The 15,435-nt window shown below is 48.6% G+C and carries 16 protein-coding genes, 1 tRNA gene and 2 pseudogenes; 7 read left to right on the plus strand and 12 right to left on the minus strand.

The window, feature by feature from the left end:
• Positions 1–25: 25 nt before the first annotated feature.
• The 5 genes from ACLJQD_RS13065 to folD all read right to left on the minus strand — a co-directional run bounded on the left by ACLJQD_RS13065 (position 26) and on the right by folD (position 3,030).
• A complete protein-coding gene (locus tag ACLJQD_RS13065; protein ID WP_017441725.1) occupies positions 26–850 on the minus strand; it encodes a DUF2145 domain-containing protein in 825 nt (274 codons plus the stop codon).
• Positions 847–1,284, minus strand: coding sequence for an STM0539 family protein (locus tag ACLJQD_RS13070; protein ID WP_001038573.1), 438 nt, complete (start codon positions 1,282–1,284; stop codon positions 847–849). Before ACLJQD_RS13070 ends, ACLJQD_RS13065 begins: the two co-directional genes overlap by 4 nt.
• Complete coding sequence (locus tag ACLJQD_RS13075; protein ID WP_017441726.1) at positions 1,277–1,822, minus strand: metal-dependent hydrolase; 546 nt, start codon at positions 1,820–1,822, stop codon at positions 1,277–1,279. The genes ACLJQD_RS13070 and ACLJQD_RS13075 overlap by 8 nt, the downstream gene beginning before the upstream one ends.
• Positions 1,823–1,949: 127 nt before the next feature.
• Positions 1,950–2,162, minus strand: a complete 213-nt coding sequence (gene ybcJ / locus ACLJQD_RS13080; RefSeq protein WP_000190278.1) for a ribosome-associated protein YbcJ — start codon at positions 2,160–2,162, stop codon at positions 1,950–1,952.
• Between the two features lies 1 nt (position 2,163).
• Positions 2,164–3,030, minus strand: a complete 867-nt coding sequence (folD, locus tag ACLJQD_RS13085) for a bifunctional methylenetetrahydrofolate dehydrogenase/methenyltetrahydrofolate cyclohydrolase FolD (RefSeq protein WP_000729165.1) — start codon at positions 3,028–3,030, stop codon at positions 2,164–2,166.
• Between the two features lie 546 nt (positions 3,031–3,576).
• Here folD and fimA point away from each other — a divergent pair.
• The 6 genes from fimA (at position 3,577) to sfmF (ending at position 9,671) form a co-directional block, all read left to right on the plus strand.
• Positions 3,577–4,134 carry a type 1 fimbrial protein subunit FimA gene (gene fimA, locus ACLJQD_RS13090; RefSeq protein WP_017441727.1) on the plus strand — a complete coding sequence of 186 codons (558 nt, stop codon included), beginning with the start codon at positions 3,577–3,579 and terminating at the stop codon, positions 4,132–4,134.
• Between the two features lie 74 nt (positions 4,135–4,208).
• Entirely contained in the window at positions 4,209–4,742 is a 534-nt protein-coding gene (fimI, locus tag ACLJQD_RS13095) for a type 1 fimbrial protein subunit FimI (protein WP_017441728.1), read from the plus strand.
• Positions 4,743–4,785: 43 nt separating this feature from the next.
• Positions 4,786–5,478, plus strand: coding sequence for a type 1 fimbria chaperone FimC (gene fimC, locus ACLJQD_RS13100; protein WP_001531073.1), 693 nt, complete (start codon positions 4,786–4,788; stop codon positions 5,476–5,478).
• A gap of 30 nt (positions 5,479–5,508) precedes the next feature.
• Positions 5,509–8,121: a fimbrial biogenesis usher protein gene (locus tag ACLJQD_RS13105; RefSeq protein ID WP_017441729.1), complete on the plus strand. Its 2,613-nt coding sequence runs from the start codon at positions 5,509–5,511 to the stop codon at positions 8,119–8,121.
• Positions 8,122–8,135: 14 nt separating this feature from the next.
• On the plus strand, positions 8,136–9,143 hold the full coding sequence (gene fimH / locus ACLJQD_RS13110) for a type 1 fimbria D-mannose specific adhesin FimH (protein ID WP_017441730.1): 1,008 nt from the start codon (positions 8,136–8,138) through the stop codon (positions 9,141–9,143).
• Between the two features lie 9 nt (positions 9,144–9,152).
• On the plus strand, positions 9,153–9,671 hold the full coding sequence (gene sfmF / locus ACLJQD_RS13115; protein ID WP_000577507.1) for a fimbria assembly protein: 519 nt from the start codon (positions 9,153–9,155) through the stop codon (positions 9,669–9,671).
• A gap of 45 nt (positions 9,672–9,716) precedes the next feature.
• Here sfmF and fimZ read toward each other — a convergent pair whose 3' ends face one another.
• The 4 genes from fimZ to fimW all read right to left on the minus strand — a co-directional run bounded on the left by fimZ (position 9,717) and on the right by fimW (position 12,763).
• Positions 9,717–10,349 carry a fimbria biosynthesis transcriptional regulator FimZ gene (gene fimZ / locus ACLJQD_RS13120; protein WP_000801273.1) on the minus strand — a complete coding sequence of 211 codons (633 nt, stop codon included), beginning with the start codon at positions 10,347–10,349 and terminating at the stop codon, positions 9,717–9,719.
• Positions 10,350–10,952: 603 nt separating this feature from the next.
• Positions 10,953–11,675 (minus strand): fimbria biosynthesis regulator FimY, encoded by a 723-nt coding sequence (gene fimY, locus ACLJQD_RS13125; RefSeq protein ID WP_017441731.1) that lies wholly within the window; start codon positions 11,673–11,675, stop codon positions 10,953–10,955.
• A gap of 18 nt (positions 11,676–11,693) precedes the next feature.
• Positions 11,694–12,005, minus strand: a complete 312-nt coding sequence (locus tag ACLJQD_RS13130; RefSeq protein ID WP_023242835.1) for a hypothetical protein — start codon at positions 12,003–12,005, stop codon at positions 11,694–11,696.
• Positions 12,006–12,166: 161 nt separating this feature from the next.
• Positions 12,167–12,763, minus strand: a complete 597-nt coding sequence (fimW, locus tag ACLJQD_RS13135) for a fimbria biosynthesis transcriptional regulator FimW (protein ID WP_017441732.1) — start codon at positions 12,761–12,763, stop codon at positions 12,167–12,169.
• 254 nt (positions 12,764–13,017) lie between these two features.
• Between fimW and ACLJQD_RS13140 the strand changes: the two genes are divergently transcribed.
• Positions 13,018–13,094, plus strand: a tRNA-Arg gene (locus ACLJQD_RS13140).
• 21 nt (positions 13,095–13,115) lie between these two features.
• Here the strand turns inward: ACLJQD_RS13140 and ACLJQD_RS13145 are convergent.
• The 3 genes and pseudogenes from ACLJQD_RS13145 to ACLJQD_RS13155 form a co-directional block, all read right to left on the minus strand.
• A pseudogene (locus tag ACLJQD_RS13145) lies at positions 13,116–13,352 on the minus strand (tyrosine-type recombinase/integrase); the annotation flags it as partial.
• A gap of 30 nt (positions 13,353–13,382) precedes the next feature.
• Positions 13,383–13,660, minus strand: a pseudogene (locus ACLJQD_RS13150) (transposase); the annotation flags it as partial.
• A 597-nt stretch (positions 13,661–14,257) separates the two neighbouring features.
• Positions 14,258–14,680 (minus strand): hypothetical protein, encoded by a 423-nt coding sequence (locus ACLJQD_RS13155; RefSeq protein WP_017441734.1) that lies wholly within the window; start codon positions 14,678–14,680, stop codon positions 14,258–14,260.
• Positions 14,681–15,435: the final 755 nt, after the last annotated feature.

Below are 15,435 nucleotides of genomic sequence, written 5' to 3' on the forward strand. Positions count from 1 at the left end.
CTATTTGCATAGAACGGCCTGTTTTTTATTTTTTCGCGCCGGGCGAAAGATAAACACACACCGACTCCCCCAGATTCTGATGTTCACACCCGGACATTGCCCGGCTGTAATGGGCAATAAAGCGGATGACGCTGTCGCCGCTGTTCAGCCCCACATTTCCTTTTCGCAGCAATTCTGCTGGCTGATCGTCGGTGAAAACGTTAGGGGTGAACAGTTTTGCGCCTAATCGTTCAAAAGTGCCAGCACTAACGATAGAGGGTTGATAACCCTGAAGCTGCAACCAGCGGCGGGCATCATTACGTGACCAAACCTGCGCATCGTTTGCTCGCGCAAACACTTCGAGAAGCCAGCCATTCGAATTCTGATAAGGGCCGGAAAAAGGCCACGCAATCAGGTTATAGCGGGGACTGTGGAAGAGATTGAGTTTGATAGCGCTATGTAAGAGCGTTTGTAATGCCGTCGCGATATCTGAACGCGGGCGCAAAACGGCAATGCTCTGATTCACCAGGTCATCAGCCAGAAACTCATACAGACCTTGTATATAGAGCGCTGATTCAGCGGTTCCGCAAGTATTCAGATTATGGTAAACCCGCCAGTCTCCGTTTGGCTGGCGCATGGCATAGCCAGCATGTGACCAGGTTAAATGTCGGCTCGACATATCTTGCCCTTGGCGAACCAGAATGACGACCGGATCGGATTGACTGTTAAGCTGCTGTTTGAGTTGTAACGCCTGATCCATTGTCGCTGCGATGCTCTCCGGCGTGTTTGCTTTTTGGTGACAGTTAGCACTGTCTGCATAAGCGTTGAGCGAGATTGCGCTGAGCCACAGGGCAAACGCGAACCGCTTCATTTGGCCGGTACCGTCTGGTTGCTGGAAAGTCCTGCGTCGTCCTGATTTACCATATGGGCAAGGACTTTGCCCTCTTTTTTCAAATAAGCGCCGGTGCCTTCCTGCGTTTTTTCCAGAGTGACTTTATCACCTGCTTTGAGGTTGCCTTCTTTGACGACATGTAGCGGAACTTGCATTTTAATGTCTTTGTTATCGGGGGACTTAGTGGTTAACAGCGCGGTTTTTTGCTTTTTATTTTCGACAACAGATCCAATGCTCAGGTTGAGCGGCAGCAGTACGGGGGAGAGTATAATTCCGCTAACCAGTGCGGAACTGCCCACGCTGACAACCGCAGACGATGCCGCATACCAGCCAGTGGCAGACATTTCTTCGCTATAGCTGGCGTGGGAAAATGAGAAACAGATGACCGCGGCGGCGAATGTCATTTTATTCATATTGATTCCTTTTAATATGCGTTTTAAGTACCCGTAGAAATAACACTAAAATACTTCCCGGCAACCACACCCACAGCAATTCTGAGAGAATGACCTGATGTCCATACGGCGTGATGTAGCTTGAAAGCGCGAAAGGCGCGACTTTAATCACCTGCCAGGGCGCAAAAAAACGTTCATCTGACCACGGCCACAGCCATCCGACGCCTTTACCACCCGTGGTGATCGAATCCAGCAGGCTGTGCGACAACAATGAAACGGTTAAAAACAGCCAGCAGCGCACCTGCCCCGCTCGAAACCATCGTCGTCCCGCGAGTACGCACAACAGGGGGAGGACGAATGCGAAAAGTAAAGAGTGGGTAAATCCGCGATGGCCGAACACGTTGCCGTAGGCGACGCCAAATTTAAAGGCCAGCACGTCGGCATCGGGGAGCATCGCCAGCACAACACCGGCAAACAGCAGGCGAGGAGGGATAACTTTCAGGCCTAAGCCTGCGCCAAAACACAGGGGAACGGCGGCGTGGGTGATAACGGTAGGCATAGCGATGGTTCACAGGGAAATAGCCATGCTAGCAGTTGGAACGCAGAGGATTAAGTGGATGATTATCTGAAAAGACAGCATAATCAGGCCGGATAAGACGCTTTGCGTCGCTATCCGGCACTCTGTATCAGGCCACGACGTTCACACTTTGGCCTTCGAAGCTAACGGTTTGCCCGGCGACAATTTTGCAGCGTTTACGCGTTTCAACCGCGCCATCAACCTTCACCAACCCGTCGGCAATGGCGATTTTCGCCTGCGCGCCGCTTTCGCTCCAGCCTTCCAGCTTGAGCAGATCGCACAGCTCGACGTGCGGGTGCTTGCCTAAAGAGAATGTCGCCATGTTATTTTCCTTGTGGATCGTGATATTCAATGCACGCCTGCAGCGTGTTTTCGATAAGCGTGGCGACCGTCATCGGGCCGACGCCGCCCGGTACTGGCGTGATGTATGACGCGCGCGCCGCGGCTTCGTCAAACACGACGTCGCCAACGACCTTGCCATTTTCCAGACGGTTAATACCGACATCAATCACAATTGCGCCTTCTTTAATCCATTCGCCGGGAATAAAGCCCGGTTTACCTACGGCGACAATGAGCAAATCAGCATGCTCGACATGGTGACGCAGATCTTTGGTAAAGCGGTGCGTAACGGTAGTCGTACAGCCAGCCAGCAGCAGCTCCATGCTCATCGGGCGTCCAACGATATTGGACGCGCCAATGACCACCGCATTCAGGCCGTAGGTATCAATATTGTAACGCTCAAGCAGCGTCACAATACCGCGGGGCGTACAGGGACGCAGGCGTGGCGCACGCTGGCACAGACGACCGACATTATAAGGATGGAAACCGTCTACGTCTTTATCTGGCGCGATACGCTCCAGCACTTTAACGTTGTCGATACCTGCCGGTAAAGGCAACTGCACCAGAATACCGTCAATCGTGTTATCTGCATTCAGAGTATCGATAAGCGCCAGCAGTTCGGCTTCGCTGGTGGTTTCTGGCAGGTCATAGGAGCGGGAGACGAACCCCACTTCGTCGCACGCTTTACGTTTGCTTGCGACATAAATCTGTGAGGCCGGATTGCTGCCGACCAACACCACAGCCAGGCCGGGAGCGCGAAGTCCTGCTGCGACGCGTGCCTGAACTTTTTGAGCAACCTCAGATCGCACCTGCTGCGCAATCGTTTTACCGTCAATAATCTTTGCTGCCATCAGAGAGAAGATTCCATCTGTTACTTCAAGTCAAAGGGGATGACGCTATTTTGTCAGAAGCGGGCCTCGCTGTCAGTTAACGTTTGTGTTTCCGATGCAAACGCGACGTCTCCCCCGTTCGTTGCCGATGCTGAGACGTGATCCGTAAGCGCGCCATGATTAACCAAAAAGAAACAATTCATCACCCTGGTTATGGTTACCGTAATCCCTCGTCGTTAATAGCATCGGGCGGCATAATGCGACATTTTATACAAAATAAGATTAGACCCTTCTTATATCCCAATAAGAATTAGCTTAGGTCATTAAAAGAGTTTGCGGCTGTTTTTTATTTAGCGAAATGTTTAATTTATTACCGTGACGAAATGTCATATTCGCAAAGATTAATTACTGCGTCTGATACTCAGGGGAGAAACAGAAAACTAATTAATCTGCGATATCTATCTTTACAGGATGCAGAGATAACTTTTCTGACATGCTATGTCGATAATAATTCAAACGGAGCCGACAGGATGCCGAAACCGGGTGTGTGTAATTCAAGGGAAATCCATGAAACATAAATTAATGACCTCTACTATTGCGAGTCTGATGTTTGTCGCTGGCGCAGCGGTTGCGGCTGATCCTACTCCGGTGAGCGTGAGTGGCGGTGCTATTCATTTCGAAGGTAAACTGGTTAATGCAGCCTGTGCCGTTAGCACTAAATCCGCCGATCAAACGGTGACGCTGGGTCAATACCGTACCGCCAGCTTTACGGCGATTGGTGATACGACCGCGCAGGTGCCTTTCTCCATCGTCCTGAATGACTGCGATCCGAAAGTGGCAGCCACCGCTGCCGTGGCTTTCTCTGGTCAGGCAGATAACACCAACCCTAATTTGCTGGCTGTCTCCTCTGCGGACAATAGCACCACCGCAACCGGCGTCGGGATTGAGATTCTTGATAATACCTCTTCACCGTTGAAGCCGGACGGCGCGACCTTCTCGGCGAAGCAGGCGCTGGTTGAAGGCACCAATACGCTGCGTTTTACCGCACGCTATAAGGCAACCGCCGCCGCCACGACGCCAGGTCAGGCTAATGCCGACGCCACCTTTATCATGAAATACGAATAATCCCGTCTGGGAACGCCAGGGAAGGGAGGCGCCTCAACGGAAGAGGCTATCGGGGATAAAAGAGAACATAGCAGATGATAAGGAAAGGCGCGGCGCTAGTGGGGCTTACTTTGATGTCGCCCGTTATTGCGCAGCCGGTAATGGTGGAGAGCGGGCGTATTCACCTGCGCGGACAACTGGTCAATGGCGGCTGCGCTGTCGCCACAGAAAGCCAGGATTTGCGCGTACTGATGGGACAGTACCGCACGAATGCGTTTACCGGTCCTGGCAGCTTCGCTCCCGTCAGCGTTCCATTTTCGTTACGGTTAATCTCCTGTAGCGCGGAGGTCTGGCGTCATGTCGGCATTGCGTTTGCCGGCGTTACGCCTGCGGAAGATCCCCATGTTTTTCTGGCCAGCGGCGAGGGTATCGGTAATGCCGGAATCGGCCTGGCATTATTTGATGACCAGCAGCGGCAAATCATCCCTAACACATTACCGCTTCATTACACGCCCATTTTAACGTCAGAAATGACTTTGCATTTTACTGCCCGCTATCGGGCAATTTCAGAAAATATGACGCCGGGACGAATTCATTCAGAAGTGTGGTTTACGCTGGTTTACCCATGAATTTTCTTGCCGACGTGACTCAATGCAAAAGGTATTTTTTACCATGCTGAATAGTATAAAATTAGGCTTTATTGTTCTTCTCACGTTATTTACTTCGCTGAACGTACAGGCGGCGGGGGGGATTGCATTAGGCGCCACGCGTGTTATTTATCCCTCGGCGGCGAAACAGACTTCTCTGGCAATCAGTAATAGCGATACTCAAGAACGTTACCTCGTCAATTCATGGATCGAAAATAGCGCCGGGCAGAAAGAAAAAACGTTTATCGTTACGCCGCCTTTATTCGTCAGCGAACCCAAAAGCGAAAACACGCTGCGTATTATCTACGCCGGGCAACCGCTACCCGGGGATCGGGAGTCGTTATTCTGGATGAACGTGAAAGCCATCCCGTCGGTCGATAAAAGTCATATTGAGGGAAAAAACGTTCTGCAACTGGCGATTCTGTCGCGCATCAAACTGTTTGTGCGTCCGGCGAATTTACCGCAGACGCCGGAAGACGCGCCGACCTTGCTGAAATTTTCCCGTATCGGCAACCATCTCAAGATAACCAACCCATCTGCTTATTACCTCACGCTGGTCAATATCAGCGTGGGCGCGAAAAAGATTGATAACGTGATGATCGCGCCAAAAAGCGACATGCAAATTCCCTTACCGACTGGCGCTCAGGGCAGCGTGACATTTCAGACCGTCAATGATTACGGCGCATTGACGTCGGCGACAACGGCCAGTCTCGGTTAAGCAGAGAGCGTGAAGCCACACGAGAACACGATGAAGAAGACAACCTGGTTTGCAGGGCGATTTCCCGGCTATGTATCACCGTTAAGCGGCGTGGCGCTGTCGGTGTTGGCGGCGCTGTGTCCGCTGACGAGCCGCGGCGAAAGTTATTTCAACCCTGCGTTTTTGTCGGCGGATACCGCGTCCGTGGCGGATTTATCTCGCTTTGAAAAAGGTAATCATCAGCCTCCCGGTATTTACCGGGTGGATATCTGGCGTAACGACGAATTCGTAGCGACGCAGGATATCCGTTTTGAGGCGGGCGCCGTGGGCGCCGGCAATAAATCCGGCGGCCTGATGCCTTGTTTTACACCGGAGTGGATTAAACGGCTGGGCGTGAATACCGCGGTGTTCCCTGTCTCAGATAAAGGCGTCGATACCACGTGTATTCACCTTCCTGAGAAAATCCCGGGCGCGGAGGTCGCGTTTGATTTTGCGTCGATGCGCTTAAATATTAGCTTGCCGCAGGCGTCATTGCTCAACAGCGCGCGTGGCTATATCCCGCCGGAAGAGTGGGATGAAGGGATACCTGCCGCACTCATTAATTACAGTTTTACCGGTAGCCGCGGAACAGACAGCGATAGCTATTTTTTGAGTCTGTCGAGCGGGTTGAACTATGGCCCCTGGCGGCTGCGTAATAACGGAGCCTGGAACTATTCGAAGGGGGACGGCTATCATTCGCAACGCTGGAACAACATTGGCACCTGGGTACAGCGCGCCATCATTCCGCTAAAAAGCGAACTGGTCATGGGGGACAGCAATACCGGGAACGATGTTTTCGACAGCGTCGGCTTTCGCGGAGCGCGGCTGTACTCTTCTGACAATATGTATCCCGATAGCCTGCAGGGCTACGCCCCCACGGTCAGAGGGATCGCCCGGACGGCGGCAAAGCTGACGATACGACAGAACGGGTATGTTATCTACCAAAGCTATGTGTCGCCGGGCGCGTTTGCGATTACCGATCTTAATCCTACCTCTTCCAGCGGCGACCTTGAGGTGACGGTAGATGAAAAAGACGGTAGCCAACAACGTTACACGGTGCCTTACTCTACCGTTCCGCTATTGCAGCGTGAGGGCAGGGTGAAGTATGACCTGGTGGCCGGGGATTTTCGCAGCGGCAATAGTCAGCAGTCTTCGCCATTCTTTTTCCAGGGAACGGTGATTGCCGGCCTGCCTGCGGGGCTGACGGCTTACGGCGGTACGCAACTTGCCGATCGTTACCGTGCCGTGGTGGTCGGGGCGGGGCGAAATTTGGGCGACTGGGGAGCCGTGTCGGTCGATGTCACACATGCGCGTAGCCAACTGGCAGATGACAGCACCCATCAGGGGCAATCGTTGCGTTTTCTGTACGCCAAATCGCTGAATAATTACGGGACTAATTTTCAATTGCTGGGTTACCGCTATTCCACGCGCGGATTTTACACCCTGGATGATGTGGCATATCGCAGTATGGAAGGGTACGACTACGAATACGATAGCGACGGACGCCGCCATAAAGTGCCGGTGGCGCAGAGCTACCACAATCTCCGTTACAGCAAAAAAGGCCGCTTTCAGGTCAATATTTCGCAAAACCTGGGGGATTACGGGTCACTGTATCTTTCCGGCAGTCAACAAAATTACTGGAATACGGCGGATACCAATACCTGGTATCAACTGGGATACGCCAGTGGATGGCAAGGCATAAGTTATTCGCTGTCATGGTCGTGGAGCGAGTCGGTGGGGATCTCAGGCGCCGACCGCATTCTGGCATTCAATATGTCCGTTCCGTTTAGCGTTCTGACCGGACGGCGCTATGCGCGCGACACTCTTCTTGATCGTACTTATGCCACGTTTAACGCCAACCGCAACCGCGACGGCGACAATAGCTGGCAGACCGGCGTGGGCGGCACGCTTCTGGAAGGACGTAATCTGAGCTACAGCGTGACGCAGGGGCGTAGCAGTAGCAATGGTTATAGCGGCAGCGCCAGCGCTAGCTGGCAGGCGACGTATGGCACGCTGGGCGTGGGATATAACTACGATCGCGATCAGCATGACTATAACTGGCAACTTTCCGGCGGCGTGGTCGGTCATGCGGATGGTATTACGTTTAGCCAACCGTTGGGCGATACCAATGTCTTGATTAAAGCGCCGGGAGCGAAAGGCGTGCGCATCGAAAACCAGACCGGCGTGAAAACGGACTGGCGGGGCTATGCGGTAATGCCCTACGCCACGGTATATCGTTATAACCGCGTCGCGTTAGATACCAACACGATGGACAACCATACCGATGTCGAGAATAACGTCAGCAGCGTGGTGCCGACAGAGGGCGCGCTGGTGCGGGCCGCTTTTGATACGCGGATAGGCGTAAGGGCCATCATTACCGCGAGGCTTGGCGGACGTCCGTTACCGTTTGGCGCGATAGTACGAGAAACCGCCAGCGGCATTACCAGTATGGTCGGCGATGACGGGCAAATTTATCTGAGCGGCTTGCCGCTAAAAGGTGAACTGTTCATCCAGTGGGGAGAGGGGAAAAACGCGCGTTGTATCGCCCCTTACGCCCTGGCGGAGGATAGTCTGAAGCAGGCGATTACGATAGCCAGCGCGACCTGTATCCGTCCGGCGTCATAAAAGGAAAAATAGAGATGAAAATATACTCAGCGCTATTGCTGGCGGGGACCGCGCTCTTTTTCACCCATCCCGCGCTGGCGACGGTTTGCCGCAATTCAAACGGGACGGCGACCGATATCTTTTACGACCTGTCAGATGTTTTTACCAGCGGCAATAATCAGCCGGGACAGGTGGTTACGTTGCCGGAAAAATCAGGTTGGGTCGGCGTAAACGCGACGTGCCCGGCGGGGACAACGGTGAATTATACCTACCGAAGCTATGTATCAGAATTACCGGTACAAAGCACCGAAGGAAATTTTAAATACCTCAAGTTGAATGACTACCTTCTGGGCGCGATGAGCATAACCGATAGTGTCGCTGGCGTATTTTATCCGCCCCGTAACTATATTCGCATGGGCGTCGACTCTAACGTGTCGCAGCAAAAGCCGTTTGGCGTGCAGGACTCAAAGCTGGTTTTTAAATTAAAAGTGATACGGCCTTTTATTAATATGGTGACGATCCCTCGCCAGACAATGTTTACTGTCTATGTGACGACCTCTACCAGCGACGCGTTGAGCACGCCGGTGTATACCATTAGCTACAGCGGCAAAGTGGAAGTACCGCAAAACTGCGAAGTGAATGCCGGACAGGTCGTGGAGTTTGATTTCGGCGATATCGGCGCGTCGTTATTTAGTCAGGCGGGGGCGGGTAATCGTCCGCAAGGCGTCACGCCGCAAACGAAAACTATCGCTATTAAATGTACCAACGTCGCGGCGCAGGCCTATTTATCTATGCGGCTTGAAGCCGAAAAGGCCTCAGGGCAGGCGATGGTGTCCGATAATCCGGATTTAGGCTTTGTGGTTGCTAATAGCAACGGTACGCCGCTCACACCCAATAATTTGTCGAGTAAAATTCCGTTTCATCTTGATGATAACGCCGCCGCTCGCGTAGGTATTCGCGCCTGGCCGATCAGCGTGACGGGGAATAAACCGGCGGAAGGGCCGTTTACTGCGCGCGGCTATCTACGAGTCGATTATGATTAAGGAGGCATAATGATCTTTCGGCGCGTTTTCATCGCTATCGGTTGTGTTTTGTTCAGCCCGCTGAGTCAGGCCAACTCATCTCTGGGCGAAGTGAATATTGAACTGCGCGGTAACGTGGTGGATTTTACCTGCGCCGTGGTGGCGGGCGACAGTAACAAATCGGTTAACCTCGGCACCTGGCCGACAAAACAGCTTCACGCCGCCGGTGACGCCACGCAACCGGTAGCCTTTAGCCTAAAACTTGAAGGCTGCCCGCCGGGGTCGGCGTCTATAACGTTTTCCGGGACGCCAGCGCCCGGCACGGCATTACTGGCGCTTGCCGATACGGCAATGGCGCAAAAACTGGCGATTGAAATTCGCGATGGCGATCAACGTCGATTGCCGCTTGAACAGGCCAGCAAGGCCGTCGATATTGACAACAACGGCAATGCTACCCTGAAATTCTATGCGAACTATATCGCCTTAGCCGATGGCGTGCAGCCCGGACTTGCTAACGCGGATGCGACCTTCCTGATCAATTACAATTAGTGTCCGTTATTGTGGCTCCCGAACGATAATTCGTCGGGAGTACCTTTACAATAATTCGTGTGATTTGGCGTAATCGATAAGCTCAACGATAGAGTGAAGGCCAAGTTTAGAAAATATATTGGCCTTATGCGCGCTGATAGTCTTGTTACTCAATAAAAGTTGCTCGGCAATTTCTTTGTTAGACATTCCATTGGCCAGATAGCGCAGCACGGTAACTTCGCGGTTAGATAGTGGCATATCATGGTGCCCGCCTTTGGGGGTACGGGTATTACTGATGAAATTAAGCGTCTCAGATGGGAAAAAAGAATAGCCGGATAAAATCATTTTTACCGCATTATAAATATCATTGAGGTCTTTGCGTTTACTTACAAATCCGTTTGCGCCCGCTCTTATTGCTCTTCCGGCATAAAAAGCCTCTGATTTCGACGATAAAAAAAGTATCCGGGTATGTTCCTGGATAGATTTGATTCGTTTAAGTAAGGTAAAGCCGTCGGTGCCCGGTAATTCAATATCCAGAATGACAAGGTCAACAGGATAAGTGCGCAGATACTCTATCGCTGTTCGGCTATCATCCGTTTTCAGGACAACCTGAATATTGCTATTTTTACCGAGTAAAACTTCGATCGACATTCTTACAATAGGGTGTTCGTCCATAATGATAACAGATGCAGGTTTCATTGTTGTATGCCTCAGACTGTTATGCGTCCTTCGTTTTAGAATAAGCGTCAGACACCTTAAAGATTGTGAAATAGCCAGGTCTACACACCACACAGTGGAGCAATAATAAAGAATGAGACCTCCCTGTTGACTGGCTATTTTGCGTAAGAGTAATAAATATGTGGAATATCCATTTCGCACCAACAAAAAAGAAATTTCTGATTAAGTAAAAACAATATGGATTATACCTGGTCTGATTTCTCGGAAAAGTCTTGCGAAATGCGAATTATGGATAGCGGGTAGGATGTTCTGTGACGTTATAGAAAACTTGTTCGTGGTGGAGCTATTTTCTTTAGAGTTGACATTGAGCAGTTTAAACTGTTGTTTTTAAGCATAAAAATAATATGAAAGACTAATTGTTTAGTATTTGTTATGTAATAACAGAAAGATGTTGACGCTGGAGACCTCGAAAAACGAGGAGGAACAGGGGACGATGTAAGAAAAAATTTTTTATCGCTTACCAGGACGAGTTGTAAATATTAATTTTATGTGAAATATTTACATTTAATGGAAGTGAAAATAAGTAATTTCTTAAAAAATCTTATTCACCAAAATGTTACTCCGTTAAAAAATATCGTGGAAAGTAACGCTTAGCTGCTGGATCAGCCGAAGAAAGCTTTGCCTGTGGGGAAGGTTAAGGAGGGTGATAAGTTGTTTAAGCCGGTAAACTACACGATGATAAGGTACGCTTTGCTGACGTGCTATTTCTTTTAAAGAGGCGCCTTGCGCTAAAGTTTCAATCATCAACCAGTCAGTACGGCTAAAGCTTTCCGATAAGCGAGGTTTGGCGGCTGATAACAAGGCTTCGCGTACTGAGGCCAGATTTTGTCGTCGTGACAGAACAAAAAAACGCCCAGCCATACGGATAAACTGTGTTATAGCGGGGGTTTTATCTGATACCAGCAGGTAAATCTGGATATCGCTTTGTTGCCAACTGAGCGCGCGTAGCTGGTTAAGCGCCTCAATACAGGAGACAGGTAGCGTCTCCATATCTACAATCAGTTGTCTGAGCGACCCCTTTTCAATCCACAAAGAAATGTCATCTAATGAGCGGAATGCAGCGGTACGTTTTCCGGAAAATAAGTAGTGACTCAATGAATAGCCGAGGTAGTTATCAGTTGTAATTATTGCCTGAGAAATGATACCAACCGGCAAGGCATAATTAAGCTGTTGGTCCAGTAACTCAAGGCGATCAAATATCTGCGGCGTTGGAGAGTGATAACGGCAGGCGCAGTCTTTGGCATTTCTTAAACGGCGGTGTCTTTCCCTGCGTGGTACGCTGCGCATCCTGCTTTTTCCATTGCTCTAATATATATCTGGTAATATGGCTGACCATAAATAACCTTGTCCCATCGTTGCACCAGCGTAAAAAGCAATGCTTCGTTGCTCTGATGTTTCAATGCCTTCCATCAGCATTAACTGCTGAAAAAAAACTTCGCTATCATGTTTTGACGGAAGTTGCGTCAGGACCTCATAGCCGATTAATTGCGCAGTTGAGAGATTAACGATTGGCTCAGATTTTAACAATCTGCTGTTGAGATATGAATGACGTGTGGGTGAAGACGCCAGGTGTGGGGGATTTATCCTTTCCTTTAATAAAGTACCCTGTGCCACCAAACACTCCTCCAGGCATTTATGATGCAGCCATATATTTTCGACCCCTGAATCTATCAGGATATTATGGGCATCATTGTGGCAGCGTTAAAAAAATGCCTGTAGGTATCGTTACTTAATTATTGGTGAGATATTTCGTAAGCCTTGTAAAAAGTTAAGTGAGTTTACTTACTGAGTAAGAAATGAAGGTTAACTCTAATATACTTTAAAAACTGCTGCTCCGTTTTAACATGTAATTTGCGCATAATGCTCCGGCGGAGTGACTTTGTCTGCTCTTCAGAAAGTGAAAGTAAAGCACCCGTTTCGCTTAAATGATAACCGCTGGCGATCAGTTTTAACAGGTGACGTTCTGTTACTGAAAAATGACGAGTCGTGCAGTAGTGGCAAATGCCAGAAGGGACGCTATGTCGAAGCGCTCGTTTATGTAAGATCAATATCATTTTCCGGATAATTTCTTCAACATCATCTTCCCGATAAATATGCGGCAGCATATACAGACATGGTCTGAACATGAGCTTTTCTTTATCGCATTTATTACAAATAATCACCCGTAGCTGATGTTGGGTATGCATAGGTATCTGGTAACAGCCTGCGCTGAACCAATCATCATCCAGGGCCAGGAAAGCGATATCGGCATTATCTATCTCTTCTGGCGGCAGAAAGTCAATTTTCTGCTGCCATTGATTCGCCAGACGCGTCATGATGATTTTCAAACCATGCTCAAAGTGACTGTTTTGTTCCTTAATAGCGATACTCAGCATAAAAAATATCCTACACGGCAGGTGAATCATGGTGAAATATTAAAGAAACTGATTGATTATCTAAATACTGGCGGCCTTAATTCCCACTTTATGCGTGCTGAGATGTGTCCAGGCGATTTCCTGGAACCTGGCATTGCGCCAGAAAAGACGATATTCGTACACTTAGTCAGCAACCAGAACAAAAGCCATTGACTCAGGAGTGCCTGACCGTATAATTCTCGCGTTTCGTCTACACGAAGTCTTCACTTCACAAGGCGCCCTTAGCTCAGTTGGATAGAGCAACGGCCTTCTAAGCCGTGGGTCGCAGGTTCGAATCCTGCAGGGCGCGCCACTTATAAATCAACGCGTTACGCTTCTTTATTCCCTCCTTATTTTCCATATGGGACATATTTGGGACATCACCGCTAAAATTTGAGTGAATTTGCCTCGCGTATTCAGTTAAATGGTTCGGCGCAAGGTGAGCGTATCTATGAACCATTTCAATAGATTTCCATCCTCCCATTTCCTAAAGCACTGACAGTGGAACTCCTGATTGAATTAACCAGCTTGCCCATGTGTGCCTAAGGCCGTGAAAGCGAAAGCCTTCTATTTTATTTTCGCCCAGCCACATACCCGGCTATGCTTTCTGGCCTTCGGTGTTGATACCCAGCGCGAGGAAGACGGCTTTGTTTATGATGCTGTGACTTTGGATATCAATGTGAGCGACACATCGGCGTCGTACATTTCTTTGAAGGTGGCGGAGATTTCGCGCGTGATCATGCCTTTGACATACAGCGATAAAATCTGGCTGTCCATCTGTGTGAGCCGCGTCTGGTTCTTCTTAATCAACTGAGGTTTGAAGGTGTTTTCACGGTCACGCGGCGTGTTCAGTTCAATCTCGCCATCACCGCAATTTACCTGTCCTCGTTATCGGAATGAATATATCAAAAACAGGCAGATACACAATTTAAATTACAGTCTCTCAACAAAACGTAGATGCACCTTGTTTTATTTTTCTTTCTCTTATGAGTTTAGTATGGAATTATATCCAACTTATGAGGCCACCGTAACATCGTTAACTATCGCGTTACTTGTGTTCTTCCAAAAACTATTATCTGTAAACACAATATGCTCACCATTGAGGCTGGCATCGACTTTTTGGCGATGCCTTACCCAGTCTAGGTTCCCCAATGTATTACCAGTGATTGCAATACTATTGCAACTACCCAAGAAAAGACCTTTATTTTTATTCCCACTTAATACGTTACCGGGAATGCGCCCCTGTTGCATCGATAGAGCGCCAGACCATCATCAGTTCCTTCAACTATCTCATTACCAGTTCTTTTAAAATCTAAACAATTTTCAAGCAATACTGTATTGTTCTGTTCGTCATTATTCGTTGGTCCTTCAATCCAATTATGGTTCAGGCCCAATGTCCCCCTAAGCAGGATATAGAACTATTAAGAATGCTATCAAAATCACAGTTACTGCGTTAAAAGCGGTGAAATTTAGGAGTCATATATTTAAATTAGCGCAATATAGCCCTGCTTGGTTATTGTAAAAGAAATAGCATTGTTCGAAAAACACAGAAGATACATCGTTTACAACACAATCGACATTAGCAGTAACAAACTCACATTGAGTAAAGAAAATAAAAGTACCTATCGGATCCTTCTCTGCTACAGGGCCAATGAAACGCGTCTCCAATCGACAGACATTATTGAAAACCCCGTCAAAGTTGCCCCCTTTAGTTCCTGTTGCCAGCGCCATGAAGAAAATCCCGTTATATCCACCAAACGTGCGCACATTATCAGCATTGCAATTCTGTGTGAAACTGGAGTAAATGGCTGTAGTTTCGGTTAACTGATAGATATCTAGGTTCTCGATAACCCCACCGATGATTCTCACATCCGGCCACGTGATAGTCTCAATAGACAAAAATGATCAGGCAGTGATATCCGTGCCTGTCTGTCGTAATATCGCATGACCGCCAATTTCGGAGATGCAACGGTGCACTAGAGAGATTTTTGATGAGTAAGATTCCGCTACTGGCAAAATACATTTTTTTACGCTTTCTGTAGCCTCAATATACTGCTTATTATCAAATGTACTCCCGGCATTCGGCATGACGCCAAATTTAGTCGCATCTCATGGGCCGATGATACATTTCTACGCATAGGTAGAGGCTACTACAATAGTGTCTCTCTCATCTGTTAATTCGGTTTTATCTACACCCTGAAAAACGCTAGCGACATTCCTCTGATGATCTGCATGCCAGCAGCGCATAATCCCCAGTAGAGAGTGGGATAAAAAAGAAACCAAAACAAGTATAACCAATTGATTTTAAAGTTATTAATATGCTGGATTAGAGCCTGAGTCCACGGCTTAGAAGTTTCTGTAACCGCCGTTTAAGCCAACAAGTTATCCTGTCATCAATGCGAACACACGACCTACCTTCGAGAAACATGCAAAGCTTTGTATGTCCCAAATCACCAGGTAATCATCAAACTCACTGTAATTCAAAGTATTTTCCAATATCAATCTATCTATTTTAACAATCAATTTAAGTAATTACTATATGTAAAAACTATTAAACAAATGATTATTGATCGTCTTTATCGATCAAAGCAATTTGTAGTGCTACACTCCAGACCTTTCCGAATCCGCTGATTTTCATAATGTTGAAGTTATTC

It is taken from the genome of Salmonella sp. SAL04214, assembly GCF_046550615.1.
GTDB lineage: Bacteria > Pseudomonadota > Gammaproteobacteria > Enterobacterales > Enterobacteriaceae > Salmonella > Salmonella enterica.